We start from the raw sequence: 24,519 nt of genomic DNA on the forward strand, positions 1-24,519 counted from the left end.
ATGCGGCTTAGACATATACCGGGCAGCGAGGATTTTGTGCGCCGGGCAAGCGCAACGGTCAACGAACCGGAGCGTTACCGCGGCAAGTGGAGCGCGTTCTTTCAAGAGGACGCGCCGCTTGCGCTGGAAATCGGCATGGGCAAGGGACGCTTTTTGCGTGAACTCTCGGCGCGGGAGCCCGGGTGGAATTTTCTCGGTTTGGAGCGCTATGCCTCGGTCCTGCAAAAGGCCATCGAGCGGAAAGAGCGAGAGGAGCGGGAACAGGGAAAGAAGGAAAGAGAAAATCTCTTTTTTCTCTGGGAGGATGCCAAGCGCCTCACCGAAATTTTTGCACCCGGAGAAGTGGCACGCATCTACCTAAATTTCTCGGATCCCTGGCCGAAGGCGGGACACGCAATGCGCCGTCTGACCTCCCGGGAGTTCCTGAAGCTCTACGATGCGGTCTTGGCACCCAAGGGCGAGATTTGGTTTAAGACAGACAACGACGGGCTCTTTGCGTGGTCGCTTGAGGAGATACCGGCGGCAGGCTGGACCCTGGAGGCCGTCACCCGGGATTTACACGGGGAAGTGGGGCCCGAGGACAATGTGATGACCGAGTATGAGCAGAAGTTTTCTTCGCGCGGACAGAAGATTTCCCGTCTGATTGCAACGCGAAAAAAATTATAATTTTTTGTTGACAGGAATCATAAGAACGGGTAGAATACTGTTTGTGTCACGGAGACGAGACACAAACAAAGCGCCTTTAGCTCAGTTGGTAGAGCAGTAGACTCTTAATCTATTTGTCCAGGGTTCGAGTCCCTGAAGGCGCACTTGAAGTCCTGACTTGGCAGACTGCGAGCTGCTGGGATGGGGCTTTTTTGTTTGCGTTTTTTCAGAGAGTGACTTACGCTTTGGGTGACAGTCGCGGTTTTACTACGAGAACAATAGAGAGGCGAGGTGCTTGGAGCACTTCGCCTCTCTTCTATGATTCTCTCTCTTTGCCGCCCTGCCGCTCATGCCTCTGCCGCGGAACAGGCAGCCTTCTCTTTTGCGATGGCTTCGACCGTGCGATCCACATAGCTGATCCAGTCGTAGTAGTCTGCTGCCTCAAGCCAAAATGCCGCATAACTGCGCTCGCAGCTGTCGATGTCATCCTGAATTTCCTGCAGGCGTCTGTAAAGATAGCCGAGGCTCTCCGGATCGCCCTTGATCTCCTCGAGCTCTTCCAGCCCGCGCAGCGCGTGGCGGCTGTTCTTCAGTGCGAGCGGATTTTTTTCGCCCTGCATTCTGTTGTAAAACTCCGAGAGCGCGAGCACCGCGAGGTCATAGTCTTCGGTATTCGTCGCAGCTTCCGACTCAAGCAGTTTTTCGCTGCGGAGCAGCGACACGATATCCGCGAGCTTAAGACTCTTCTTTCCCGCGGCGAGTTTTTCGCCGATGCAATCCAAGAGCAGCAGTCCTTCATCCGACTCCAATGCGTGAAATCCCCAACAAGCCATGTTTCTTCCTCTTTCTTCCTTTTTTCGTACTGTGCACGGCACAGCAAAGTTTACACGTTCTCTCCACTATTATACACGGCCCCGCGCTCTTTCCAAGGAAAAGTTTCGGCGGTATACTGGCAAAGTTAAAGGAGGATCGCAATGGACGAATTGATCTCGAATTTACTGATGTACGGTAAGACCGCGGAACACAGCGTGCTCGCAACCCTTGCCGAACTGGAAGACGCGCGGAAGCGCGGAATGCCGCTGCGCGCGGCAGAGCGGAAACGCGCCTATCGCGCGGTGCGGGAACTCTTGGAGCTCGCGACCGAGTACGGCTTCAATGATAACCTGTGGCAGAATTATCTGAGCTTTCTGCTCATGATGGACGAAAATCCCTTTACGCTGACGGCGGAGAAGGTCGGGGCCGGAGAAGGCAGCGTGAACCGCTTTGTGGAGCGGGATTTTCATATTTTTCGCGCCCTCTTCCGCTATGATTTCGGCGCGCTGGAAAGGGCGCTCGGCACGGATTGCTTCTCGGTGTTGACCGATTACCGGGCCTTGCCGAAACCCGCGGTGCGCTGCTACCGCGCGGTCAGCGAAAAGGTGAGGGCGCTGAGCCTTTCGCTTGCGTCTGCCGAGAGTGACGAGGCCTTTTTCCGTACCATGAGCGAGTTTTATAGGGCTTACGGCGTGGGTAAGTTCGGACTGAATGCAGCCTTCCGTCTGGAGGACGATGAGAAGAAGGGCGTGCTCTTAAAGCCCATACGCAATATGGATGCGGTCAAGTTCTCGGATCTCATCGGCTATGAGAGCCAGAAGGAGGAGCTCCGGAAGAATACAGAGGCCTTTCTCCGCGGGCAGAGGGCCAACAATGTGTTGCTCTACGGTGACAGCGGAACCGGAAAGTCCACGAGCATTAAGGCCGTGGTGAATGAGTACTACAAAGACGGACTTCGCATGATAGAAATCTACAAGTACCAGTTCCGACGGCTCTCCGAAGTACTCGCGGAAATCAAGAACCGAAACTACCGCTTCATCATCTATATGGACGATCTTTCCTTTGAGGAAAACGAGTCCGAGTACAAATTCCTGAAGGCAGTGATTGAGGGCGGTGTCGAGACGCGTCCCGAAAATGTCCTGATCTACGCGACTTCGAACCGGCGTCATTTGATACGGGAGATCTGGAGAGATCGGAACGATGCGGAGCAGGATGCGGACATCCACCATTCCGACACCATGGAGGAGAAACTCTCGCTCGCGAATCGCTTCGGTCTGTCCATCGGCTACTATAAGCCGGCGCGGCAGGCCTACCACGAGATTGTGACAGCGCTTGCCGAGCGCCACGGCATCACCCTGGAACGCGAAGAACTGCTGCGCCGTGCGGATCGCTTCGAACTGCGCCACGGCGGCGTTTCGGGGCGAACCGCCCAGCAGTTTATCAATGCGGAACTTGGGAGCTGAGGAAGCGAAAGACAGGTTTTTACTTAAAATCCGGGAGGACAGTGAAATGCAACAGCAGCAGAAAACTTTGCTTCGCCTGATTTTTATGGGAATTATGATTGCGCTCGGCGTGGTGATCTCGCCCTTACTTCGCGTGGAGGGCATGTGCCCCATGGCACATCTCATCAACATTTGCTGTGCGGTGCTCCTCGGGCCCGCGGATGCCCTGCTCTGCGCCTTTCTGATCGGCGTCATACGCATGGTGCTGATGGGTATACCGCCGCTCGCGCTGACAGGTGCGGTTTTTGGCGCCTTTCTTTCGGGGCTTTTATACCGGGCTTCGGGTGGAAAACTCGTTGCAGCCTTTCTCGGTGAAGTGTTCGGAACCGGTGTCATCGGCGCGCTGGTCTCCTATCCGGTGATGACCTATCTCTGGGGACGGGGCGGACTTACCCTCTTTTTCTATCTTCCTTCTTTCTTTATGGGAACCATCATCGGCGGCAGTCTTGCGATGCTCTTACTTGTCAGCTTACAGCGCGCCAATGTGCTTTGGAAGATGCAGGAGGCGCTCGGTACACGGCGTCCCCTGCGTGAGGCAAAGCTTTGAACGGCGCGGAAGCGCTGCTTCGGGAAGCGTTGCCGCGGCTCGATGCCCTGCGGGAAACGGCACCTCTGGTTCACTGCATGACAGGCGCGGTCTCGGTCAACTTCTGTGCGAACACGGTGCTTGCCCTCGGTGCGCGTCCGATTTGTGCCGAGCACCCGGCAGAAAGCGCAGAGATTGCGGCGCAGGCGGCAGCCCTTTCTTTAAGTCTCGCGAACATCACGGAGGTAAGGGATTGCGCCATGCGCCTTGCGGCCGGCGCCGCAAAAGCGGCGGATATTCCGATGGCCTTCGATGCGGTCGGTGTCGGGGCGAGTATGTACCGGCGGGAACTGGTGAAATGCTATCTCGCGGAAAAGCCATGGCTCATCAAGGGCAATGCGAGTGAAATCAGGGCCCTGCTCCTTGAGACCGGGCGCAGCGGCGCCGGGGTGGATGTCGGCGCGGAGGACCGCGCGGAACGCGGCGAGGAAGAAAAGATTCTGGCGCTTGCTTGCGATGCGGCCGCTCTCGCAAGGCGGGAGGATACGGTGGTGCTTCTCAGCGGTGCGGTGGACCTTTTGACCGACGGCGAGCGCTGCTTTGCCCTGCAAAACGGCGTCCCCCTGCTCGGAAAAATTTGCGGGAGCGGTTGCGCGCTCAATTGTCTGGCTGCGAGCTTCCTTGCGCTTAAGGCGGGCAGAGACAAAAAAAGAGAAGCGCTCCTAAGTGCGCTTCTCGCAGTGACGGTATGGAATGTTTCGGCAGAGACAGCGGAAGCAAGAGGTCCCGGCAGTCTTGCGGTCGAACTTTTGGATCGACTCGGCCGAATCGGCGGCGCGGAACTCAGCCTGCGTTTCTCAGGCGAGGAAGTCCGGATCTAAGATTACAATTTCCTTGCCTTCCATGGAAATAATACCCTCTTCCTGCATGCGGGACAGCTCCCTCGAGAGTGCACTCCGGTCTGCGTAGAGGAAGGAGGCAAGTTCGGTCTTTGAGAGCGGGAGTTTTCGAACCCCGCTCTTTTGTTTTGGCAGCGTGTTGAAGTAGAGCTTTAATTTGTCCCGCAGCTTTTTTTGTCCCAGGATGCGTATCTTTTGGGTGAGCAAAAGGGAGCGCTTCGCAAAGTAGCCGAGCAAGTTGGCGGCGAGACGGGTCTCGGCGTGACTTTGGCGCTCTGTGTTTTGCAAGAGGCGCGAAAAGTCCAAAAAAAGCAGCGTGCAGTCCGAAATGGCGCGAAGATGCATGGCGCTGTCCGTCACATTGGCGCAGAGCATCATGGCGCCGAAAACATTGCCGCTCTCGATTCGAGTCACGCTGACCGGGGATGCATTTTCGTCGTAGAAGGCGACCTCCAAGGTACCGGAGAGCACCAGACCGGCGCGCTTTCCCGGGTCTCCGATTTGGATGACGGTGTCATGTTTCGGAAAATAGTCTTCTTTTGCCGAGAGTGCCGAGAGCAGCGTCTCATAGTCGCTTTCGGCGATGCCCGCAAAGAGCGGGCAGGTTTTCATGACGGGAAAGGCCTTTTTCACGACTTATACCCCCGTAGCGGTTTTCAGGACCAGAAGAAGAATCACGGCAATGCTGTTATTTAAGAAATGGAGCGCAATCGGGAAGGCCATGCTCTTTCTTGTCGCATAGAGGCGGCAGAGAAAGAAGGAAAGCGGAACATAGCTTAAGATTGCGATAAAGTCCTGCGGCTTGCCGCCCCGAAGCGCCGCGGCCCCGTGGAGCATGGAGAAGCTCAAAATAGAGATGATATAGGCGAGTACCGGGCTCTTCCCGTAGATGCGGTTAAACAGAATGTTTCGGAATACAAGCTCTTCGACGACGGGAGCAAAGAACAGGGCGAGAAACACGAGAAACCAGAGATAGCCGCCCTCCGCGAGGCCTCCCAGCGTATTCTGATTCTGATTATGAATGCCGAAGTGCAACAGAACCAGATTAATCGGAATATTCAAGAGAAAGATGAGGAGCTGGGCGAGAATCACCACGCGGCAGTTTTTGCCGAGCCGTTCGCGGAATTTTGCAAAGTCCTCACGAAGCGTCTTCCGCTTCACCCCGTAGAAAATGAGGAGGGTAATCAAGCCCGCGAGCCCGTAGAAGGCCATACTGTTCTTCTGAAAGAAAGTACTGCTCTCCGCGGCAAAAGCAAGCAGAACGGGAACCAGTAAGAGATAGAGAAGAAAATAGACCGCAAGGAGAATAAGGTCGGTTTTTCGAGAGTTGTGTAGTTTCATGGCACCTCCTGACAAAATGGTTTGTACAAACTATACTGGATGCGGAGAGAAAGCACAAGGGAGAGTTCCGGAAAGACTGCTCGGCTCGAAGGCAGAGTAGACGCTGCGTGAACGAAGCGGTAAGGGCGTGACCGGCAGCGGAAAAGGCTAAGGGAAAACAGGGGCGAGCGGAAACGGGAATAGGTGCCGAAGGAAGAAGTTCAAATAACCTTGTAAAACAGTAGGAAATATGTAATACTGGGGAAGAAAGGAGGAGACTTTTCATGGAGAGAAAGTTTTCGCTTTCTAAGGAACATGCGCCCAAAGCCGGGCTTACGATTTCCACACGGGAGACCGAGAGCGGAAGCGTCGGCGTGACGTATTTTTCGCTCGGGAAAGACACGGACATCAGCGCGGAGCGCTACCCCGAGGATGTGCTCTATCTCGGCAATTTCGGCAGCGGAGAGTTTCGCCTTCGGAAAGCGGTTGAGGACAAGGAGCAGTTGCGGGGACTCGCGGCGGGCGAGGCCATCATGGTAAAGAAGAACACACTCTGCGGTGTCAGGACGGCAGAGGGCTTTATCTACACGGAAGTGATTCCGGGAAAGGATATCAATATGAACGAACAGGTCAAGGCAGGAGAGGTATTTCAGCTTGCAAATTTACTTCCCTATGAGAAGGGAAGCGTTGTCAATATGGACGTTGCGTCCAACCCGAACATGAAGCTTGTTCTGATGGCCTTCGATGCCGGAACGGGCCTCTCGGAACACAGCGCGCCGGGCGATGCGTTGATTTTCGCGCTGGAGGGCGAGGTTGAACTGGTCTATGAGGGGACGCCGCACAAGGTAAAGGCGGGCGAGCAGTTCCGCATGGCAAAGGGCGGTCGCCACAGTCTGAAGGCAGAGGGACGGTTCAAGATGGCACTTCTGCTCACACTGGCATAAAAGCGGTTTCGAGAAGAAGAGGCGGAGCTCCGGAAGGGGCTCCGCCTCTTGACTTTTTCGCAAGCTTTCTTTTACCATGACAATATAAGACAGAAAACAGTTTGCAACAGGGGGGAATATGAGTCGAGAGAAAGAGTTTCTGGAGTATGTATTATCCAGTGTGCTCGCCATGGTGGGACAGTCGATTTATATTTTGGCAGACACGTATTTTGTTGCGCGGGGACTCGGCGCAAACGGTTTGGCAGCGCTGAATCTTGCGATTCCGATTTATAATTTTATCAACGGTGTCGGACTTATGCTCGGTATCGGCGGCGCGGCTCGTTTTATCGTGGCCCGCACGGTCGGTGATAAGAAGCGGTCACGGCAAATTTACACGACGGCAGCGGCCTGCGGTCTGCTTGCGGGCTTTGGCTTTGCGCTGCTCGGCATCTTTTTCGTGAATCCGATTGCGACGCTGCTCGGTGCCAAAGCGGAGACGTATGAGATGACCAAAACCTATCTTCGCATGGTGCTGCTCTTTGCGCCGGCATTTATCTCCAATTCCATTTTTTCGGCCTTTGTCAAGAACGACGGCGGTCCCAAGTTGGCCATGCTCGGTATGCTTGCCGGCAGCTTGTTTAATACCATCTTTGACTATATTTTTATTTTTCCGCTCGGACTCGGTATTTTCGGTGCGGTGTTGGCAACCGTCTTCTCGCCGATTATGGGAATTGCGGTGCTCTCCTTGCACTTAATTCGGAAAAAGAGCAGCTTTTATCCGGTCAAAGGGGGCTTCCGACTTGCGGAACTGAGACGGGTGCTCTCGCTGGGACTTTCTTCGCTGATCAGCGAGATTACCAACGGCATGGTGATGATTGTGTTTAACATTATCATCCTGAAACTCGCGGGCAATGCGGGTGTTGCGGCCTACGGTGTCCTTGCCAACATCATCCTTGTTGTGATTGCGGTTTACAACGGCATTGCACAGGGCGTTCAGCCGCTGTTCGGACGTTTCTTTGCGACCAATGAGCGCGAGAAGTTGCGTCTCAGTTATCGCGATGCACTGATTGCCGTGGGGCTGGCCTCTGCCCTCTTCTATTTCGTGACCATGGGCTTTCCGGCACAGATTACGTCACTCTTTAACCATGAGAACAATGCGGAAATGCAGCGGCTTGCCGTGGAGGGCTTCCGACTTTACTTCTCGAGTTGTTTCTTCCTCGGCTTCAACCTGCTGAACATCATGTACTTTGTTTCGACCGCGCAGGACACACGCTCGCAGATTTTGTCTCTGCTCCGCGGTATTGTGCTGGTGCTGCCGTTTTTACTCCTGTTCTCGACGCTCTTCGGCATGACGGGCGTATGGCTCGCGATGCCGGTATCGGAGATTGCCGTCTCGCTGCTCGGCGTCAAAATGTTGACGGCAAAAAAGAAACAGGCGTAAGGTGTTTCGGAACAGAGCCGGAAAGCGGAATTCACGAAAAATTCATGGTATTTTGCGGGGAAACGTAGCAAAATAAGAGCAGTAAACGACAAGAGGAAATAAAGTATGGAAGAGATGAAAGTGGGCAACGTGCGCTACGAGACGGAAACGGTATTTACGGAAGACGCAGTGCGGGGCTTATTTCGCGCACAATTTCTTTTGTTCGAACAGCTGCGAATCTGGAGTCGAGTTCTGGTCGGAGCACTTTTGACCGGTTTTGCCTTCAGCTCCGTGCTCGGGACACCGCAGCGTGTTCTTTGCATTGCCGCGGGCGTCTGGCTCCTGATCGGATGGAATACCGTCGCAAAGGCGCGGGCGGACGCTGTCTTAAAGCAGCGCGGTGACTCCGAGGGACGGGTCATTTACCGTTTCGCGGAGGAGGAGATTCAAATTGAAGACAGCGGGTCCTGGCGCTATGACGAGCTCATGAAGCTCGCGCAGGACGAACAGCGTTATTATCTGTTTCACAATCCGCAGACGGCAATCGTGGTCGATATGAAGGCCTTGAAACCGGCGGACGCGGCGGGCTTTGCGAGCTGGATCGAAGCACAAAGCGGAAAGAAAATCCGGAAGCTCGGTGCGGGCTTGCCGTTTTTCTGGACGCGGAAGAAAAAGGATGCTTGAAGCTTGAAGAAAGGGAGAACGATGGACTTTTTAGAACTTGCGCGTGCGCGCTATTCCTGCAGAAAGCTGACGAATGCGCCGGTGGCGGCGGAGAAGCTGGAGCGCATTTTGGAGGCGGCCAGAGTGGCGCCGACAGCAAAAAACTTACAGCCATACCGCCTGTTTTTACTGGAGAGCCCGGAGGCGGTGGCTAAGGTCCATGAAATTACACCCTGTATTTTCGGTGCGGACTGTTTTCTGATGGTGGCGGCCGTTCCGAGCGAGGGCTGGGTGCGGGAATTCGACCGAAAGAATTTTGCGGAGATCGATGCGGCCATTGTGGCGACGCATATCATGCTTGCGATTGAGGCAGAGGGGCTCGGCTCTACCTGGGTGGGGCATTTTGATGCCCCCCGCGCGAAGGAGCTCTTCCCCGAGATGGCAGCTTACGAGTTGATTGCACTCTTCCCGATCGGGGAAAAGGCGGCCGAGGCGCACCCGGCGCACCTCCACGAGAAGCGAGTTCCGATTTCGGAGCGCTTGGAGCAGCTCTGAGATGAGGGAACAGGCAACTTTCGCTCTTGCCCAGATGACGGTGGCGGAGCAACCGGAACTGAATTTAAAAAAAATGGAGGAGCAGATGCGGGAGGCGCGGGAGCGCTTTCGGGCAGAGCTCATTCTCTTTCCAGAAACCTGTATGGCGGAGTTTTCGCGCGGTATGACCCGGGAAGACCGCTATGCACTTGCCGAGACAAGGGACGGAAACTTTGTGCGTGCCGTTCGTGAACTCGCGGCGCGCCACTCGATTTGGACCGTCTTCGGCTTTTATGAGCGCGCGGAAACGCAGGACAGCGAGAACCGCAGTTACAACAGTGTGCTCGTTTTGGATGATGCGGGTGAGGTTCGCGCGCACTACCGAAAGACCCATCTCTATGATGCCTTCGGCTATCGGGAGTCGGATGACTACCTGCGGGGGGACCGCCTGTTTGCGCCGATTGAGACACCGTTCGGCAAGCTGGGGCTCTTTGTCTGCTACGAACTGCGGTTTCCCGAGGTCGCCAGAGCGGAACGGGCGGCGGGCGCCGAAATTTTGCTCATGCCCTCCGCCTGGGTGAAGGGAGATTTAAAGAGCGAGCACTTTGGGACCCTGCTAAAAGCACGTGCTATTGAGAACACCTGCTACTTGCTCGCGGCAAACCAGTACAGCAAGATTCGCATGGGCGAAAGTGCGGCCGTGGACCCGATGGGCGTTGTGATTGCGAATGCAGGTGAGGGGGAACGCGTGATTCCGGTCTATTTGGAAGCGGCGCGTCTTAGGGAAGTCCGCAAGAAGCTCCCGAGTTTTGAGGACAGGCGGGGAGAACTTTATTGAGAGTCACAGCAGAAGTGAGGACAGGACGATGACGATATGGGAAGCAATGGAAGAACGACACACCGTGCGGCATTTTACGGATGAGGCGGTGGAGGAAGAGGCGCTCTCGGCACTCTCGGCGCGGATTGATGCACTGAATGTGCAGTTCGGCCTGGACATGAGTCTGCATGTCGACGAGGAGTTACAGCTCTGGCCCGGTATGACCCTGTTTTATTCGAGCGGGGTCAACAACTTTATCGCACTTGCGGGTCCCCACGGCAGTGAGGGCGCCGAACACATAGGCTATTGCGGTGCCGATTTACTGCTGCTCGCACAGCAGCTCGGCGTCAATACCTGGTGGATCGGCGGCACCTACAATATGGAGAAGGCGAGCGAGGGAACCAAGGGTGAGCTCTACGGCGTGATTGCCTTCGGTTACGGCAAAGAAGAGGGAAAGCCGCACAAATCCAAGGATGCGGCGCGTGTGAGCCGCTACGAGGGGACAGCGCCGAGCTGGTTTGAGAAGGGAGTAGAGGCGGCACTCCTTGCGCCGACCGCGATGGACAAACAGGCCTTCATGATTACGGGCCGGGGCGATGAGGTGCGGATTTCTTATAAAGCGGGCGCGTTTTCCGAGGTGGATTGCGGTATCATCAAGTATTTCTTTGAGCAGGGGGCGGGCAAAGAGAACTTCCGCTTTGTGAACGGCAACAAGTGAAAAGATACTTAACAAAAATGTAACTGTTTTGTAACGCCTCTCTGTCGTATAATAAGATGGATTGCAAATTCGCGCAGCAATGCGCTTTTACGACGGAGGTGGATATGAAGAGAGAACGGCGTATGCGACTGTGCGCAGCAGCACTCTCGCTTTGCATGGCAGCAGGCATGGCACAACCCGCGATGGCCGGTGTTGTGAAAAAGGGTGCGACGCAGGTGAGCGGCGGCAGCGAGAGCGGCGCGGCGACAACGGGAACGGCGACCGCGACGCAGACGGAGTTTTATTTTTCCGGTCAGGAGATGTATACCTACCAGCGCATGGAAGCGGATATTCAGCTTTTGAAGGCGAGATACGAGGGGGTTACGGTTGACTCCATCGGCACCACGGTGGACGGCAGAAATATGTACCGCATTGTGATCGGAAATCCGAATGCGGATAAAAAGATGCTGGTACTCGCCTCGATTCACGCGCGCGAGTACATTACGACGCCTCTGGTCATGCGTCAGATTCAGGAGATGCTGGACCGCAAGGCCAACGGAGAGACGGCGCTGAATGAAGTATGCATTCAGTTTGTGCCGATGGCAAATCCGGACGGTGTAGAGATTTCCCAGCGCGCACTGAACGGGCTCACGAAGGACAGTTCCAAGCAGAGCGTGCGGCGCATCATCGAGAGCTGGTCCGACTGGGGCCTGCTTGAAAATCAGGACAAGTACAACTGGTATCTGAACAAGTGGAAGAACAATGTCAACGGCGTTGACTTAAATCACAACTTCCCGACGCCGGGCTGGGCGCAGTTAAACGATAACCGCGGCAAGGCTTCCTCCGAGTTCTACAAGGGACCGTCGGCGGCTTCGGAGCCGGAGACCCAGGCCATCATCAAGCTGGTCAACGAGCAGAAGTTCAGTCAGGTGCTGAACTACCACGCACAGGGTCAGATTATTTACTGGTCGCAGATGCACGCGGCAAAGGAGGTTCTCGAGAAGGACAAGGCGATGGGACTCATTGCGGCACGGCGCACCGGTTATGCCTTGGTAGATCCCTCTGCCGACGGTTCCCGCTACGGCGCGGGCTTTAAGGATTGGCTCGACTGGGAAAAGGGCATCCCGAACATCACACTCGAGGTAGGCCTCGGCGTTTCGCCGGTGCCGGAGAATCAGATTGAGAAAATCTGGCAGCAAAACAAGGGCCTGCTCCCGGAGCTTGTAAACTACTTGCTCGGACGCAGCGGCGAGAGCATTTCGAGCGGAAATGCGAAGAGTGAGTCCAAGGCAAACGGCGCGGCGAAGGATGACGGCGTACGCTATGTTTCGCCGAAGGGCAGCGGAGACGCGGACGAGAGTCTCACACCGCCCGGTGCCGAGTGATATCGGAAAGATAAATGACGTATCACAGTGAAAAGACACCCCGTTTTCCGAACAGTTCTGTTAAACTGTTCGGAAACGGGGTGCTTTTTTTCGCGCTTGTCTCTTTTGGACAAAGCATTATAATAAAGAAGCACGAAAAATGAAGAACAGGACGGTTTTTTTATGGAAAAATTGCGGAAAATGCTGGGGGGAATGGAATATAAGGAGAAATTAATCGGTCTCCTGCAAATCATTGTAGGCAATGTAGGCTATGCGCTTGTCGTACAGCTTTTTATTTTGCCCATGGATCTCCTCACCAGCGGAACAACGGGTATTTCCCTCGTGTTACACAAGATTACGGGACTTCCGGTGCCGCCGCTCCTGCTCGCACTGAACATATTTACTTTGTTGCTCGGCTTCATCTTCATCGGCAAGGGCTTCGGTATGTCGACGATACTCAGTTCCTTCATCAGCCCGATTGCGCTGGAGTTCTGGAGCCATGCGTTGAAAGGTGTGGTGCTCACCCAGGATCTCATGCTGAATGCGATTTTTGCGGGACTCGGCACCGGACTCACGCTCGGCATTGTGCTGCGCGCCGGATCTTCGACCGGCGGTATGGATGTAATCCCGATTATGGCAAAGAAGTATCTGAGCTTGCCGCTCGGTGCGGGCTTTATTATCACGGATATGATTACGCTGCTCTCGCAGGGACTTCTCTTCTCCTGGGAACGCGTGCTCTTCGGTCTGATTTGTGTCATTGTGACTTCCATCTCGATCGATAAGATGACGCTGATCGGAACCACACGCACCGAAGTCAAGATTATCAGTGAGAAGCCGGAGGAAGTGAAGAACGCCATACTCAAGGAGATGGGACGCGGCGTGACCATGCTGCACGCGGATCGCGGCTACACGAAGCGGCCCACCCAGGTGGTGCTCTCGGTCATCTACAACCGCGAGTTGCCGCAGATTATTCGCATTGCGCATGAGATCGATCCGGCCTGCTTCCTGATTGTCGGACGTATTTCGGAAGTGCACGGTGAGGGCTTTAGCCGCGGGGTAAAGGCATGATTTTTTCTGTCATCGGTTTTATGGATTTGCTCGGCACCATAGCGTTTGCGATTTCGGGTGCGCTGGTCGGTGTCAAGCGGGATATGGATATTTTCGGAATCAACATCCTCGCGGTTATCACGGCCTGCGGCGGCGGTATGACGCGTGATGTGGTGATCGGCAAGGAGCCGCCGGTCATGTTTGTGAACCCGATTTACGTGCTGATTGCGGTCATTACGGCGAACATCGTCTTCTTGTATCTCTACACGAATCGGCGCCTTCCGGGTTCCAAGAAGACCTTAAACGCACTCTTCTTCTGGTGCGACACCCTGGGCCTCGCGGCCTTCACGGTGGACGGCGTGTTTGCGGGCATCAATATCGGCATGGACCGCCTCTTTCTCTGCACCTTCCTCGGAACGGTGACGGGAGTCGGCGGCGGTGCGATTCGTGATATCTTTGCGAATCAGATGCCGGAGATTTTCCAGAAAAACATCTATGCGATGGCCTGTGTTCCGGGTGCCATCTTAACGGTTCTTGTCTGGAGACATTTCGGTTCGGAAAATACGGCGGCGCTAATCGGCAGCGTTTGCGTGATATTGGTGCGCTGTGTGGCGGTGCACTACAATTGGAATTTGCCTCGCGTGCCGAGACAGGAAGCAAAAGGGTAAGGCAAATAAAAAAGACCCCCGCGGGGGTCTTTTTGCTTGCGCTCAATCCTTGCTGACACAGATGCTGCCGGTCCTCTGGATTTCCAGAATGCCGTAGTTCCGAACAAGCTCAATGAAGTTCAGAATGGCCTCGGGTTCGGCGGTCAGCTGGATGACCATGGTCTTCTGCGAAAAGTGGACCACTTTGGCATCGGTCACGGAGCAGAGCTCTATGATGGAAGCACGGGTGCTCACGGAGTGCGCAACCTTGATTAACATCATCTCCTTTAAGATGGAGGCGTGTTCCTCGAGACGGCGCACCTTGATGACATCGATTTTCTTGTTGAGGTGTTTCTCGACCTGGTCTAAGGTGCGGCTGTCACCGCTCGAGACTATGGTCATACTGGATACATCGTGCTGTTCGGTCTCGCCGACGGCGAGACTGTCAATGTTGAAGCCGCGACGCGCAAAGAGTCCCGCGATTTGCGAGAGCACGCCGTCTCGGTTCTCGACCAGCACAGAAAAAATTCCTTTCATAGCGTCCCTCCTCACTGGGTGTTGTTTTCGCTGTCCACTTCGCAGACCATGAGAGCGGCGCTGTCGCAGGCGAGGAAGGCATCCAGCGCAGAGTCGAGGCTCTCATTGCTTTCGCAGTGGAAGTAGGCCATGTCGTAAGCGGCCGCGATGTTCTCGTAGCGGGGATAGTCAAAGAGCTCCACCGCCTCGTAACGGCGCTCGTAGTTCTTTGCCTGATATTCTCTCACCAGTCCGAGGAAGCGATTTTTCATGATTAAAATTTTGACCGGGAGTTTCTGCACCGCAATGGTGCCGAGCTCATACATGGACATCTGGAAGGAGCCGTCGCCGCAGACCGCGACCACCTGACGCTCCGGTGCGGCAAACTTTGCGCCTATGGCCGCGGGAATCGAATAGCCCATGGTGCCCATGCCGCCGCTCGTCAGAAAACGGCCGCGCTTCATCACATAGTTGTCGGCGGACCAGAGCTGATTCTGACCGACATCGGCGACATAGATGGCGTCCTCTTCCATCTTCTCGGAGAGCCGCTTTACCAGCTCGACCGGGTTCACGAGTTTGTCGCTGAAGCGGCGCAAATCCACGGTGCTGCGCTTCTTCTCGTCCAGTTCCCGGAGCCAAGCGCTCGTATCGATTGCGATGGGGGCCTCGGCGAGGGCGGAGAAAACGGTTTTCACATCGCCGACCAGCGGAATCGTGGGGCCTAAGTTCTTGCCGATTTCCGCGGTGTCAATGTCAATGTGAATGATGTTGACACGCTGCTCTAAATTTTCCGGCCGCGGCACGGCGCGGTCCGCGATGCGCGCGCCGACAATGATCAGAAGATCGCTCGCAGCGACCGCGCGGTTGGAATAGGGTTTTCCGTTGTTGCCGAGCATGCCGAAGTAGAGCGGATGATTTTTCGGGAGCACGCCTATGCCCATCATGGTGTGGACCAGCGGGACCTGATACTTCTCACAGAAGGCGCGAACTTCCGTTTCGCCCTGCCCGAGGATTACGCCGCCGCCCGCACAGACCAGGGGTTTCTTGGCCTTCTGGATGGCCGCAATCACGCGGGACAGCTGGAGGCTGTTGCCCTTGACACTCGGCTTATAGCCGCGCATATTGAGGGTCTCCGGATAGACAAAGTTCTTCTTGAGGAGCTGCTGCTGAACATCGATCGGGATATCGATGAGCACCGGTCCCTTGCGGCCGGAGTCCGCGATGTAGAAGGCCTCTTTGAAGACATGGGGAAGCTCGTCCGCGCTGCGGACCAGGTAGGAATATTTGACAAAAGACTCGGTTGCGCCGCGCATATCCGCTTCCTGGAAAACATCGCGCCCGAGGAGGGAGGAATTGACCTGCCCCGTAATCGCAATGAGCGGAATGGAGTCCGCATAGGCGGTCGCGAGCGCCGTGATTAAATTGGTCGCGCCGGGACCGGAAGAGCTCACGCAGACCGCCGGGCGGCCGGTGACGCGCGCATAACCGCTCGCCGCGTGGCCCGCGGCCTGCTCCTGGCGTACCAGTATATGTTCTATCGATGCGTCTTGGTTCAGCGCATCCAAAAAGGGTGAAATTGCAACACCGGGGTAACCGAAGATGCGGGTAATACCTTCCGCAGCCAGGCATTTTACCATTGCCTCTGCACCGTTCATCAGTTCGCCTCCTTCTCTTCGTTTCTGTTGAAAATGAAAGTAGAAAGTATGATAGCATAAAGAGAAGGCGAAAGAAAGTCGGGAAGCACGAGGAAGAGAAAGGTAAAACTGAAGAAAATGAGACAAGGAACCGAGAAGAAGACAGAGAAAAAGACAGAAAAAAAGAAGGGAACGCGCGGCGCCGCGGCTGCTTTGAACGCGCGACGTGCCCTCACAAAAGAAGTGATAGAGCGCTTGAAAGCCCTGTACCCGGACACCAAATGCACCTTGAATTATCGGGATGCCTGGCAGCTCTTAATCTCGGTGCGTTTGGCGGCACAGTGCACGGATCTCCGTGTGGATCAGGTGACGCCGAGGCTCTACGAGCGCTTCCCGACGGTGCGAGCGCTTGCGGAGGCACCGGTCGAGGCCATCGAGGAAATTGTGCGCCCCTGCGGGCTCGGGAACTCGAAGGCGCGGGACATTCAGAAGTGTATGCGCATTCTGCACGAGGAGTATCGGGATGAGGTGCCGCGCGATTTTAAGGCCCTGCTCGCATTGCCGGGCGTCGGCAGAAAGAGCGCCAATTTAATCATGGGTGATATCTTCGGGGAGCCCGCGATTGTCACGGACACCCACTGCATACGGCTGGTGAACCGCATCGGCCTCGTGGATGATGTGAAAGAACCTGCAAAGGTAGAAAAACTCTTGTGGGAATTGGTGCCGCCGGAGGAGAGCAATCAATTTTGTCACCGCCTTGTGGATCACGGGAGGGCGGTTTGCATGGCGCGGAAGCCGGACTGCGGGCGCTGTGTGCTGAATGACTTATGTCGCTACGCAAAAGAAGAGCAGCCCTTCGGGCTCGGAGAGGTTTGAGGAGGAGAAGAATGGACAGAAAAGCAGTGCTCGAGGTGAGAAAATTATTCGATAAGAACGACTGCCGCATCGATCGCATGCGCGGCTGCTATGTGAACGGCGAGAAGCAGATACTCGCGGAGATTCAAGATAGTTTTTACAGCTTTGAGGACGAGGAGCTCTTCCAGTACTGCGAGCTCTTTAAGAAGGCGGTCTCCGGCAGAATCGGGCGCACCCTCTTTAACATTGAATTTCCGCTCGCGGAGGAGAAGGAAGGCGGTGCGCAGGAGAAGCTGTATCGGCTCTTAAAGAGTGAGTTAAAGGATGAAGCGCTCTTACAGGCGTTCTTTCAAGAGATTATCGAGAACTTTTCCTTTGCCGGGAATTATCTGATTCTCCTGGTGCACGGCGTCTACGATATCCCGGGACGAACCAAGGACCGCGTGGGTTTAAGCGACGGCTCGGAATATGTGTACCCCTTCCTGGAACTCTCGATTTGTCCGGTTGAACTGCTTCGTGAGGGGCTCTGCTATGACGCCGAGGCCAAGTCCTTCCTGAGCCGCATGGAGAACTGGAGCGTGAAGAAGCCGGATATCGGTCTCCTTTATCCGGCCTTCAATGAGAGAAATACGGATCTGCACGGCGCGCTCTGGTATGCGCGGAGCGAAAAGACGCGCCACGAGGAGCTCGCTACCGTGCTGCTCGGAACGGAGCTTCCCCGTGGCGAAAGCGCGGAGAAGGATGCCTTTCGGGAGATTGTCGAGCGCACTCTCGGGGAGGACTGTAACTTTACCTTGGTGCAGAGCCTGCAGGAGGCGGTGAATCGCTTTGCGGAAGAGGCCGGAGACAGTGAAATCACGGAGCCGCCGGTGTTATCGAAGGGGGAGTTTAAGCGCCTGCTCGACGAGTGCGGCGCGGAAGAAGAGGCGCTTTCGCGCCTCGATGAAGTCTATGAAGAGGTGCTCGGAGAGGATAAGGAAGCTCTGCTGGTCGAAAATTTGAGTGCGCCGAAGACACTCACGGTCGCGACGGATTCACTGCAACTAAAACTGCAGAGCGACGCGAGTGAGCTCCTCAGTACCCGCGTCATCGACGGCCGGGAGTATTTCCTGATTCCGGTCTCCGAGGATGTCACGGTCAACGGGATACGTCTTCGGACAAAAACGGGCGAAGCAGCGGAATAAGCTCTGAAACGATTTCTTCGGGACTGAGACCGTCGGTTGCGATTCGAATCGTGGCAGCGTCTTCGTAGGATGCGGCGCGCGCATCCATAAGCGCGGCAATGTCCGTGATGCTCTTTTTGCCGGCGAGCAGCGGACGCGTGGTGTCCGCCGCGAGACGGGCAAAAACGGTGTCCGGTGTTGCGGTGAGATAGATGACGTCGCCGAGTTCCCGCATGAGGGCGCGGTTTTCGCTGCGGAGTGCCATGCCGCCGCCGCAGGAAATCAGGCAGGGCTCGCTCGCTTGCAGGCTTTTTAAGAAGGCGGTCTCGCGCTCGCGAAAGGCCTCCTCTCCCGCGCGGGCAAAGAAGCTCGCGATGCTCTCGCCGAGGGCCTCGGAGATACAAGCATCGCTGTCCAGCAAGGGGAGGGAGAGAGCCTCGGAGAGCGCGGCCGCGACGGTCGATTTGCCGCTCCCCATGAAACCGATCAGAAAAAGATGGCGTGTCAGAGCGGGGACAGCATTGCGGGAAACATTGGGCTTTGACATGACAGACTCCTTTTTGAATATGACTGCGATTTTCGGAGACAGTGTAACACAGGGGCGCGGGGCTTTACAAACGAGCGCGTTTTTCTCGCGAAATTGTGATAAAATGAGACAGGAAAAGTGACCGCGGAGCGCGGTGTGAGGAGGAAAAATATGGGCTGCATTCAATTAGACCTGAGAGGTGCACTTTCATTTTTGAGCGAGCGTGAGCTCCGGCAGATGGAGCTTGCGGCAGAGACGGCGAAGGGAGAATTGGTCGAGCACACGGGTGCGGGCAATGATTTCCACGGCTGGGTGGATCTGCCGGAGGCCTATGACCGCGAGGAGTTTGCGCGCATTCAAAAAGCTGCCGCAAAGATTCAGGCGGAATCCGAGATTCTGGTGGTTGCCGGCATAGGCGGCTCTTACCTCGGCGCGCGCGCGGCAATCGACTTCCTGCGCCACGGCTTCTACAACCAGCTTCCGAAGGAAGTGCGGAAGACGCCGGAGATTTATTTTGTCGGCAACAACATGAGCGGACAGTATATGAATGCGCTGATCGATGTAATCGGTGAGCGCGACTTCTCGCTGAATGTCATCTCGAAGTCCGGTACGACGACGGAGACCGCGATCAGCTTCCGCGTCTTTAAGAGCCTGCTCGAAAAAAAGTACGGCAAGGAGGGCGCGGCATCTCGCATCTATGCGACGACGGATAAGCAGCGCGGTGCCTTAAAGCAGCTCGCTGACCGCGAGGGTTATGAGTGCTTCGTGATTCCGGACGATGTGGGCGGACGTTTCTCGGTGCTGACCGCAGTGGGTCTCCTGCCGATTGCCGTTTCGGGTGCGGACATCTCCCGCCTGATGGAAGGTGCGGCTGAGGAGAGAAAGTCTCTGCTCACGACTCCCTATGCGGAGAATGATGCCATGCGCTATGCGGTCGCGAGAACCGTTTTAAACCGCAAGGGCAAGGAGGTCGAGGTACTCGCAAACTACGAGCCGAGCCTCGCGATGATTTCCGAGTGGTGGAAGCAGCTCTACGGTGAGAGTGAGGGCAAGGATCAAAAGGGCATACTCCCGCACTCGGTCAACCTGACGACCGATCTCCACTCGATGGGCCAGTACATCCAGGACGGCAGACGTATCCTGATGGAGACGGTCTTAAATGTGGAGCAGCCGAAGAATGAACTTGTGATCGAGGAAGAGGCGGGCGATCCGGACGGCCTCAACTATCTTGCGGGCAAGAACATGGACTTTGTCTCGAAGAACGCAATGCGCGGCACGAAGCTTGCCCACATTGACGGCGGCGTGCCGGTCATGCAGCTCAACATTCCTTCGCAGGATGAGTACTCGCTCGGCGCACTCTTCTACTTCTTTGAGTTCGCGGTCGGCGTGAGCGGCTATCTGCTCGGCGTGAACCCCTTTGATCAGCCGGGTGTCGAGAGCTACAAGCGCAACATGTTCGCACTGCTCGGCAAGCCGGGCTATGAGAAGGAGAGAGAGGCTCTCCTTGCACGGGAGGCACAGGAATGAAATTGGTGATTGCAAACGACCACGCGGCGGTCGACTTAAAGTTTGCGATTCTCGAACATTTAAAAGAGCGCGGCATCGAAGTCGTGAACATCGGCACGGATACGAAGGAGCGCTATCAGTACCCGCTCGCGGGTTACCGCGCAGCCAAGATGGTCGCAAGCGGAGAGGCGGACGGCGGCGTGCTGATTTGCGGCACGGGCATCGGCATAAGCCTCGCGGCGAATAAGGTAAAGGGCATACGCGCGGCGGTCTGCTCGGAGCCCTACAGCGCAAAGATGGCGCGGGAGCACAACAATGCGAATATGATTGCTTTCGGCGCGCGCGTGGTCGGTGAGGATCTCGCAAAGATGATTGTGGACAGCTGGCTGGATGCGAAATTCCAGGGCGGCCGTCACGCAGAGCGAGTCGCGCTGATTGACGAGATCGAGGAGACGGGAGAACTCTCCTGCGAGTGACAAAAGTTTGGAGGCCGGGTCGGAGCGCGGTATGCAGCCCCGACCCGGTTTTTTTGTGGAGGAGATAGTATGCGATTGTTTCATCTCTCGGACCTGCATCTCGGGAAGCGTCTGCACGAGTACTCGCTTTTGGAGGATCAGCGCGATATCCTGGAGAAGATTTTGCAGGCTGTCCGGCAAGAGAGGCCGGATGCCGTGTTGCTGTCTGGCGATTTGTACGATAAGACGATGCCGAGCGCCGAGAGCGTACAGCTCTTGAATTTATTCTTGGAAGCGCTCGCGGCAGAGCACTGCCCGGTGCTTGCGATTTACGGCAATCACGACTCTCCGGAGCGCACAGCCTACGGCGGCGGTCTCTTCTGGAAAGCACGGATTTATGTGTCACCGGTCTTTGACGGCATTGTGCGCTATGTGACACTTTCGGACAGCTTCGGCGCGGTGGATTTTTATCTGCTTCCCTTTTTAAAGCCTGCAAGCGTGCGGAGCTTTTTTCCGGAGGCCGAAATCGAGAGTTATACCGATGCTGTTCGAACGGTCTTAGAGGCGACGCGCCGTACCGCGGATCCGACACACAGAAAAGTGCTGCTCGCGCACCAGTTCGTGACGGGGGCCGCGCGCTCGGACTCCGAGGAGACGGTGGTCGGCGGGCTCGACAATGTGGACGCAGCGGTCTTTGAAGGCTTCGACTATGTGGCGCTCGGTCACATCCATAAGCCGCAGAACATAGGGAGCGAGCGGATTCGTTACTCGGGATCGCCGCTCAAATACTCCTTTTCCGAGGCGGCGCAAGAAAAGAGTATCAGCCTCGTGACGCTCGGTGAAAAGCAGGCGGACGGGATGGCGGCGCTCAAGGTGGAAGAACTGGCGCTCACGCCGCTTCACGAACTTCGCTGCCTTCGCGGGAGCTACGAGGAAGTCACGGCGCGGTCTTTCTACGAGGATCTCCCAAAGGAGGATTACTATCGCATCACCTTGACCGACGAGAGCGATGTCCCGGCGGCGATGCAGCGGCTCAGAACCATATATCACAACTTGATGGAACTCGCGTACGACAACCGGAGGACCAAGAACAGCGCGGAACTTGAGCTTCGGCGCGCGGCGGATGCCCGCACACCGGAGGAGCTTTTTACGGATTTTTTCCGTAGCCGGAACGGGCGGGAAATGAATGCGCTCGAACGGGAGCTCCTCACAGAGGCGTTGCGCAGGCAGGAGGTGGAAGCATGAAGCCCTTGCAATTGACACTCAGAGCGTTCGGCCCCTACGCGGGGGAGACTCTGATAGATTTTGAGCGCTTCGGCGGCGCGGGGCTCTATTTAATCACCGGAGACACCGGTGCGGGCAAGACCACCCTCTTTGACGCGCTGAGCTTTGCCCTCTACGGGGAAGGGAGCGGCGCCTTCCGTAAGCCCGAAATGCTGCGATCGAAGTACGCCTCCCCGGAGCAAAAAACAGAGGTTCTGCTTCGTTTCGAGGACAAGGGGGAGGTCTATGAGGTGAGGCGTACGCCGAGCTATCTGCGCCCGGCGAAGCGCGGTAAGGGCGAGACCCAGCAGCTCGCGGAAGCGGAACTATGGCTTCCGGACGGGAGCGTCAAGACCAAGGTAAAAGAGGTCAATGAAAAGCTCGAGGACATACTCGGGTTAAACCGCGAGCAATTTTTGCAGACTGCGATGATTTCGCAGGGAGAGTTTTTGAAGCTGCTGCTCGCGAGTACGGAAGAACGGCAGAAAATCTTCCGAAAAATTTTCCATACCGAGCGCTTTGCGGGCCTGCAGGAGCTCTTAAAGGCCGAGAGCAATGCCTGTGAGCGGGAATTTGAGCTGCTCGAACAAAAGCAGCGGAGCTGTCTGGAGCGCCTGCAGCCGGAAGGCGAGGCGGAAGCGCTCAGGCAAGCCGTGCTGCGGCGGGAGAGCCCGGCAGAGGAACTTCTGTCTCTTCTGCCCGCTTCGCTTGCTGCGCTTGAACTGGAACGAAACGAGGTCGCGGCGCTTCGGGAGGCAAAAAACGAGGAAATTTCGGAGCTCTCGGCGGCAATCGTGAGAGCGGAGGCCGCGGAACAGCGCGCGCGCCTTCGAAGGGAGAAGGAAGCCGAGATCCTCCGGGGGCGGACGGCGCTCACGGAACAGCGGGAGGCGCTGACACGCATCCGGCGGGAAATCGAGGAAAAGACGGCGCGCTGGGAAGAGCTGCCGGCCTACCGAGCCCTCCTGCCGAAGTACGAAGAGCTGGCGCGCGCAAGCGCCGCGCGCGCGGCGCAGGAACTGCGTGTCAAAGAGGAGGAAAAAGCCTTACGGCGCGCGGCGGAGCGCGCACTCGCGGCGGCGGAGCTGCTCAACAAAAGTCGGGAGGAGAGCCGAGAACTCGCCGATGCGGGCGAGGCGCTCGCGCGCTGTGAGGCAAAGGCGAGTGAGCTGAAAGAGCGCAGTCTCCTGCTTTCCTCCGTGCAGCGGAAAATCAAGGACTATGCGGATTGTTTTCACGAGGGAAAACAGGCGCAGGACGTATTCCTGAAAGCGCGTGAGGCTTATGAGCAGGCAGAGCGGGATTACGGGACGGCCTATCGACTCTTTCTCGCGGGACAGGCGGGGCTGCTCGCGGAGGAACTGGAGACGGGAAGCCCCTGTCCGGTTTGCGGCAGCACAGAGCACCCGAGGCCCGCGGAAAAACCCCGCGAGACCCCGAGCGAGGCGGAATTAAAGCGACTCGAAGAGGCGCGGAAGCTGGGCCAAGAGAGGGCGGAGCGCGCGGCGAAGCAGCACAGCGCCCTGAGGGAGAGACTCAGTCAGCAGAAGCAACAGCTGAGCGAGCAGGCTGCGCGGCTCTTTCCGGAGGCGGAATTCCGGGATCTGGACCGCAGCGCAAAGGCCGAACAGGAGCGCTTAACGCGAGCGACTGCCGAGAACGAGGCGCTGCGCACGCAATGCGAGCGGCGAGAGGCACGCCGGAGAGAACTGGCGGAAGCCCTGCCCGGTTTCGAACAGGCCGCGGCCGAGCGACTCTCGGAGCAGGGCGCCGCAAACGAGGCCCTTGCGGCGGCAAGGCAGAGCCTGGAAGGCTTAGTTGCCGCGGAGGCGGCGGAGCGAAAGCAGCTTCCGGCGGAGGATATCGAAGTCCTGCGGGAGAGAATACGGCTCCTTGAGAACGAGCAGCGGCGCGCGCGCGAGGCAGAGCAGAGACTTGCGGAGGAAGCGACCGCGGCCGAGCAGGCCCTTAGCCGTGCGGAGGGCGAGCATAAGGCCCTTGTCGCGGAGGAAGACAAGGAAGAAAGTGCGGTGACGGCAGCGGAACTCAGAGAGAAGAAACTTGCCGCCGAGGCAGCGCGCGCCGCGCTTTCCGAACGCACGGAAGTCCTGGGGGCGCGGCTCAGCAATAATCGAGAGACCCTGGAGCGGCTCCGGGCGCTCGAACAAGAGCGCGTCGTGCTGCTTCGACGTTTGCAGGCGGCAAAGAGTCTCGCAGACACCGCAAGCGGCCAACTTTCCGGACAGGATAAAATCATGTTGGAAACCTACGTGCAGCTCGATTATTTTGAGCGCATGTTGCTCCGCGCGAACATACGCCTCATGGAGATGACGGAGGGGCGCTATGAATTGGTGCGGAGTAAGGAGGCCGAGAACAAGAGGTCGCAGTCCGGTCTCTCGCTCGATGTTGTGGATCATTACAGCGGCAGTGAGCGCAGTGTGAAGAGTCTTTCCGGCGGCGAATCCTTTCAGGCCTCGCTTGCCCTGGCGCTCGGTCTCTCGGACACGGTGCAGGAGGAGGCGGGCGGCATACGCCTCGATGCGATGTTTATCGACGAGGGCTTCGGCACCTTGAGCGAGGGAGCGCTCCGCGCAGCCCTGAATACCCTCTTGGAACTCGCGGCGGGACAGCGCCTGGTCGGAGTCATCTCGCATGTTCCGGAATTGAAGGAAAAAATCGAGCGTCAGATTCGAATTCGGAAGCAGGCGGACGGCGGCAGCACGGCGGAAATCATACTGCCCTAGTCCGAAATCGGGAAAAGAAGCTGTCGCGGGCACTTTCCTA

25 protein-coding genes and 1 tRNA gene are annotated in these 24,519 nt (G+C 56.7%); 20 read left to right on the forward strand and 6 right to left on the reverse strand.

Annotated elements, in window-relative coordinates; genetic code table 11:
• Nucleotides 1-666: a tRNA (guanosine(46)-N7)-methyltransferase TrmB gene (gene trmB, locus QU660_RS09530; RefSeq protein WP_304946265.1), complete on the forward strand. Its 666-nt coding sequence runs from the start codon at nt 1-3 to the stop codon at nt 664-666.
• A gap of 70 nt (nt 667-736) precedes the next feature.
• A tRNA-Lys gene (locus tag QU660_RS09535) sits at nt 737-809 on the forward strand.
• Between the two features lie 183 nt (nt 810-992).
• On the opposite strand, the gene QU660_RS09540 is transcribed toward QU660_RS09535, so the two are convergent.
• On the reverse strand, nt 993-1,478 hold the full coding sequence (locus tag QU660_RS09540) for a hypothetical protein (RefSeq protein WP_304946266.1): 486 nt from the start codon (nt 1,476-1,478) through the stop codon (nt 993-995).
• A gap of 141 nt (nt 1,479-1,619) precedes the next feature.
• Here QU660_RS09540 and QU660_RS09545 point away from each other — a divergent pair, with 141 nt between their 5' ends.
• From QU660_RS09545 to QU660_RS09555, 3 genes are read left to right on the forward strand one after another with little or no spacing between them, the layout of a single operon-like run.
• On the forward strand, nt 1,620-2,921 hold the full coding sequence (locus QU660_RS09545; protein ID WP_304946267.1) for an ATP-binding protein: 1,302 nt from the start codon (nt 1,620-1,622) through the stop codon (nt 2,919-2,921).
• Between the two features lie 46 nt (nt 2,922-2,967).
• Nucleotides 2,968-3,507, forward strand: coding sequence for an energy coupling factor transporter S component ThiW (gene thiW, locus QU660_RS09550; protein ID WP_304946268.1), 540 nt, complete (start codon nt 2,968-2,970; stop codon nt 3,505-3,507).
• Nucleotides 3,504-4,367, forward strand: a complete 864-nt coding sequence (locus QU660_RS09555) for a hydroxyethylthiazole kinase (RefSeq protein WP_304946269.1) — start codon at nt 3,504-3,506, stop codon at nt 4,365-4,367. The genes thiW and QU660_RS09555 overlap by 4 nt, the downstream gene beginning before the upstream one ends.
• Here the strand turns inward: QU660_RS09555 and QU660_RS09560 are convergent.
• Nucleotides 4,344-5,018: a Crp/Fnr family transcriptional regulator gene (locus tag QU660_RS09560; RefSeq protein WP_304946270.1), complete on the reverse strand. Its 675-nt coding sequence runs from the start codon at nt 5,016-5,018 to the stop codon at nt 4,344-4,346. The genes QU660_RS09555 and QU660_RS09560 overlap by 24 nt on opposite strands.
• Nucleotides 5,019-5,021: 3 nt before the next feature.
• The gene (locus tag QU660_RS09565; protein WP_304946271.1) at nt 5,022-5,726 is read right to left on the reverse strand and encodes a CPBP family intramembrane glutamic endopeptidase; all 705 of its coding nucleotides are present in this window, start codon (nt 5,724-5,726) and stop codon (nt 5,022-5,024) included.
• Nucleotides 5,727-5,989: 263 nt separating this feature from the next.
• On the opposite strand from QU660_RS09565, the gene QU660_RS09570 reads away from it, so the two are divergent.
• The 9 genes from QU660_RS09570 (at nt 5,990) to QU660_RS09610 (ending at nt 13,838) form a co-directional block, all read left to right on the forward strand.
• Nucleotides 5,990-6,649: a cupin domain-containing protein gene (locus tag QU660_RS09570; protein ID WP_304946272.1), complete on the forward strand. Its 660-nt coding sequence runs from the start codon at nt 5,990-5,992 to the stop codon at nt 6,647-6,649.
• A gap of 118 nt (nt 6,650-6,767) precedes the next feature.
• Nucleotides 6,768-8,069 (forward strand): MATE family efflux transporter, encoded by a 1,302-nt coding sequence (locus QU660_RS09575; RefSeq protein WP_304946273.1) that lies wholly within the window; start codon nt 6,768-6,770, stop codon nt 8,067-8,069.
• Nucleotides 8,070-8,174: 105 nt separating this feature from the next.
• Nucleotides 8,175-8,732 (forward strand): YcxB family protein, encoded by a 558-nt coding sequence (locus QU660_RS09580; RefSeq protein WP_304946274.1) that lies wholly within the window; start codon nt 8,175-8,177, stop codon nt 8,730-8,732.
• 21 nt (nt 8,733-8,753) lie between these two features.
• Nucleotides 8,754-9,266, forward strand: coding sequence for a nitroreductase family protein (locus QU660_RS09585; RefSeq protein WP_304946275.1), 513 nt, complete (start codon nt 8,754-8,756; stop codon nt 9,264-9,266).
• A gap of 34 nt (nt 9,267-9,300) precedes the next feature.
• Nucleotides 9,301-10,083 carry a nitrilase-related carbon-nitrogen hydrolase gene (locus QU660_RS09590; RefSeq protein WP_304946276.1) on the forward strand — a complete coding sequence of 261 codons (783 nt, stop codon included), beginning with the start codon at nt 9,301-9,303 and terminating at the stop codon, nt 10,081-10,083.
• Nucleotides 10,084-10,129: 46 nt separating this feature from the next.
• On the forward strand, nt 10,130-10,780 hold the full coding sequence (locus QU660_RS09595) for a nitroreductase family protein (RefSeq protein ID WP_304946277.1): 651 nt from the start codon (nt 10,130-10,132) through the stop codon (nt 10,778-10,780).
• Nucleotides 10,781-10,884: 104 nt separating this feature from the next.
• Nucleotides 10,885-12,144, forward strand: coding sequence for a M14 family zinc carboxypeptidase (locus QU660_RS09600; protein ID WP_304946278.1), 1,260 nt, complete (start codon nt 10,885-10,887; stop codon nt 12,142-12,144).
• Between the two features lie 180 nt (nt 12,145-12,324).
• Nucleotides 12,325-13,191 (forward strand): YitT family protein, encoded by an 867-nt coding sequence (locus tag QU660_RS09605; RefSeq protein WP_304946279.1) that lies wholly within the window; start codon nt 12,325-12,327, stop codon nt 13,189-13,191.
• On the forward strand, nt 13,188-13,838 hold the full coding sequence (locus QU660_RS09610; RefSeq protein ID WP_304946280.1) for a trimeric intracellular cation channel family protein: 651 nt from the start codon (nt 13,188-13,190) through the stop codon (nt 13,836-13,838). Before QU660_RS09605 ends, QU660_RS09610 begins: the two co-directional genes overlap by 4 nt.
• Before the next feature lie 42 nt (nt 13,839-13,880).
• Here the strand turns inward: QU660_RS09610 and ilvN are convergent, their stop codons facing one another.
• Together ilvN and ilvB are read right to left on the reverse strand one after the other, a co-directional pair.
• Entirely contained in the window at nt 13,881-14,354 is a 474-nt protein-coding gene (ilvN, locus tag QU660_RS09615) for an acetolactate synthase small subunit (RefSeq protein WP_304946281.1), read from the reverse strand.
• Between the two features lie 11 nt (nt 14,355-14,365).
• The gene (gene ilvB / locus QU660_RS09620) at nt 14,366-15,988 is read right to left on the reverse strand and encodes a biosynthetic-type acetolactate synthase large subunit (protein WP_304946282.1); all 1,623 of its coding nucleotides are present in this window, start codon (nt 15,986-15,988) and stop codon (nt 14,366-14,368) included.
• A 117-nt stretch (nt 15,989-16,105) separates the two neighbouring features.
• Between ilvB and QU660_RS09625 the strand changes: the two genes are divergently transcribed.
• A complete protein-coding gene (locus QU660_RS09625; protein WP_304946283.1) occupies nt 16,106-16,843 on the forward strand; it encodes an endonuclease III domain-containing protein in 738 nt (245 codons plus the stop codon).
• 11 nt (nt 16,844-16,854) lie between these two features.
• Entirely contained in the window at nt 16,855-18,006 is a 1,152-nt protein-coding gene (locus QU660_RS09630) for a DUF4317 domain-containing protein (protein WP_304946284.1), read from the forward strand.
• On the opposite strand, the gene QU660_RS09635 is transcribed toward QU660_RS09630, so the two are convergent.
• On the reverse strand, nt 17,960-18,532 hold the full coding sequence (locus QU660_RS09635) for a shikimate kinase (protein ID WP_304946285.1): 573 nt from the start codon (nt 18,530-18,532) through the stop codon (nt 17,960-17,962). The two genes, QU660_RS09630 and QU660_RS09635, sit on opposite strands and share 47 nt — an antisense overlap.
• Before the next feature lie 150 nt (nt 18,533-18,682).
• On the opposite strand from QU660_RS09635, the gene QU660_RS09640 reads away from it, so the two are divergent.
• The 4 genes from QU660_RS09640 to QU660_RS09655 all read left to right on the forward strand — a co-directional run bounded on the left by QU660_RS09640 (nt 18,683) and on the right by QU660_RS09655 (nt 24,479).
• Nucleotides 18,683-20,038 (forward strand): glucose-6-phosphate isomerase, encoded by a 1,356-nt coding sequence (locus tag QU660_RS09640; protein ID WP_304946286.1) that lies wholly within the window; start codon nt 18,683-18,685, stop codon nt 20,036-20,038.
• Nucleotides 20,035-20,493, forward strand: coding sequence for a ribose 5-phosphate isomerase B (rpiB, locus tag QU660_RS09645; RefSeq protein WP_009532915.1), 459 nt, complete (start codon nt 20,035-20,037; stop codon nt 20,491-20,493). Before QU660_RS09640 ends, rpiB begins: the two co-directional genes overlap by 4 nt.
• 69 nt (nt 20,494-20,562) lie before the next feature.
• Nucleotides 20,563-21,717, forward strand: a complete 1,155-nt coding sequence (locus QU660_RS09650; RefSeq protein WP_304946287.1) for an exonuclease SbcCD subunit D — start codon at nt 20,563-20,565, stop codon at nt 21,715-21,717.
• On the forward strand, nt 21,714-24,479 hold the full coding sequence (locus QU660_RS09655) for an AAA family ATPase (RefSeq protein ID WP_304946288.1): 2,766 nt from the start codon (nt 21,714-21,716) through the stop codon (nt 24,477-24,479). Before QU660_RS09650 ends, QU660_RS09655 begins: the two co-directional genes overlap by 4 nt.
• Nucleotides 24,480-24,519 lie beyond the last annotated feature (40 nt).

This window comes from Stomatobaculum sp. F0698 (assembly GCF_030644385.1).
In the GTDB taxonomy this organism is placed as follows: Bacteria; Bacillota; Clostridia; order Lachnospirales; family Lachnospiraceae; genus Moryella.

What these genes read in the sequence shown, in the direction of transcription:
- trmB (WP_304946265.1), top strand. Translation starts at nt 1, where the DNA reads ATGCGGCTTAGACATATACCGGGCAGCGAGGATTTTGTGCGCCGGGCA.
- QU660_RS09540 (WP_304946266.1), bottom strand. Translation starts at nt 1,478, where the DNA reads ATGGCTTGTTGGGGATTTCACGCATTGGAGTCGGATGAAGGACTGCTG.
- QU660_RS09545 (WP_304946267.1), top strand. Translation starts at nt 1,620, where the DNA reads ATGGACGAATTGATCTCGAATTTACTGATGTACGGTAAGACCGCGGAA.
- thiW (WP_304946268.1), top strand. Translation starts at nt 2,968, where the DNA reads ATGCAACAGCAGCAGAAAACTTTGCTTCGCCTGATTTTTATGGGAATT.
- QU660_RS09565 (WP_304946271.1), bottom strand. Translation starts at nt 5,726, where the DNA reads ATGAAACTACACAACTCTCGAAAAACCGACCTTATTCTCCTTGCGGTC.
- QU660_RS09570 (WP_304946272.1), top strand. Translation starts at nt 5,990, where the DNA reads ATGGAGAGAAAGTTTTCGCTTTCTAAGGAACATGCGCCCAAAGCCGGG.
- QU660_RS09575 (WP_304946273.1), top strand. Translation starts at nt 6,768, where the DNA reads ATGAGTCGAGAGAAAGAGTTTCTGGAGTATGTATTATCCAGTGTGCTC.
- QU660_RS09580 (WP_304946274.1), top strand. Translation starts at nt 8,175, where the DNA reads ATGGAAGAGATGAAAGTGGGCAACGTGCGCTACGAGACGGAAACGGTA.
- QU660_RS09585 (WP_304946275.1), top strand. Translation starts at nt 8,754, where the DNA reads ATGGACTTTTTAGAACTTGCGCGTGCGCGCTATTCCTGCAGAAAGCTG.
- QU660_RS09590 (WP_304946276.1), top strand. Translation starts at nt 9,301, where the DNA reads ATGACGGTGGCGGAGCAACCGGAACTGAATTTAAAAAAAATGGAGGAG.
- QU660_RS09595 (WP_304946277.1), top strand. Translation starts at nt 10,130, where the DNA reads ATGGAAGAACGACACACCGTGCGGCATTTTACGGATGAGGCGGTGGAG.
- QU660_RS09600 (WP_304946278.1), top strand. Translation starts at nt 10,885, where the DNA reads ATGAAGAGAGAACGGCGTATGCGACTGTGCGCAGCAGCACTCTCGCTT.
- QU660_RS09605 (WP_304946279.1), top strand. Translation starts at nt 12,325, where the DNA reads ATGCTGGGGGGAATGGAATATAAGGAGAAATTAATCGGTCTCCTGCAA.
- QU660_RS09610 (WP_304946280.1), top strand. Translation starts at nt 13,188, where the DNA reads ATGATTTTTTCTGTCATCGGTTTTATGGATTTGCTCGGCACCATAGCG.
- ilvN (WP_304946281.1), bottom strand. Translation starts at nt 14,354, where the DNA reads ATGAAAGGAATTTTTTCTGTGCTGGTCGAGAACCGAGACGGCGTGCTC.
- ilvB (WP_304946282.1), bottom strand. Translation starts at nt 15,988, where the DNA reads ATGAACGGTGCAGAGGCAATGGTAAAATGCCTGGCTGCGGAAGGTATT.
- QU660_RS09625 (WP_304946283.1), top strand. Translation starts at nt 16,106, where the DNA reads ATGAGACAAGGAACCGAGAAGAAGACAGAGAAAAAGACAGAAAAAAAG.
- QU660_RS09630 (WP_304946284.1), top strand. Translation starts at nt 16,855, where the DNA reads ATGGACAGAAAAGCAGTGCTCGAGGTGAGAAAATTATTCGATAAGAAC.
- QU660_RS09635 (WP_304946285.1), bottom strand. Translation starts at nt 18,532, where the DNA reads ATGTCAAAGCCCAATGTTTCCCGCAATGCTGTCCCCGCTCTGACACGC.
- QU660_RS09640 (WP_304946286.1), top strand. Translation starts at nt 18,683, where the DNA reads ATGGGCTGCATTCAATTAGACCTGAGAGGTGCACTTTCATTTTTGAGC.
- rpiB (WP_009532915.1), top strand. Translation starts at nt 20,035, where the DNA reads ATGAAATTGGTGATTGCAAACGACCACGCGGCGGTCGACTTAAAGTTT.
- QU660_RS09650 (WP_304946287.1), top strand. Translation starts at nt 20,563, where the DNA reads ATGCGATTGTTTCATCTCTCGGACCTGCATCTCGGGAAGCGTCTGCAC.
- QU660_RS09655 (WP_304946288.1), top strand. Translation starts at nt 21,714, where the DNA reads ATGAAGCCCTTGCAATTGACACTCAGAGCGTTCGGCCCCTACGCGGGG.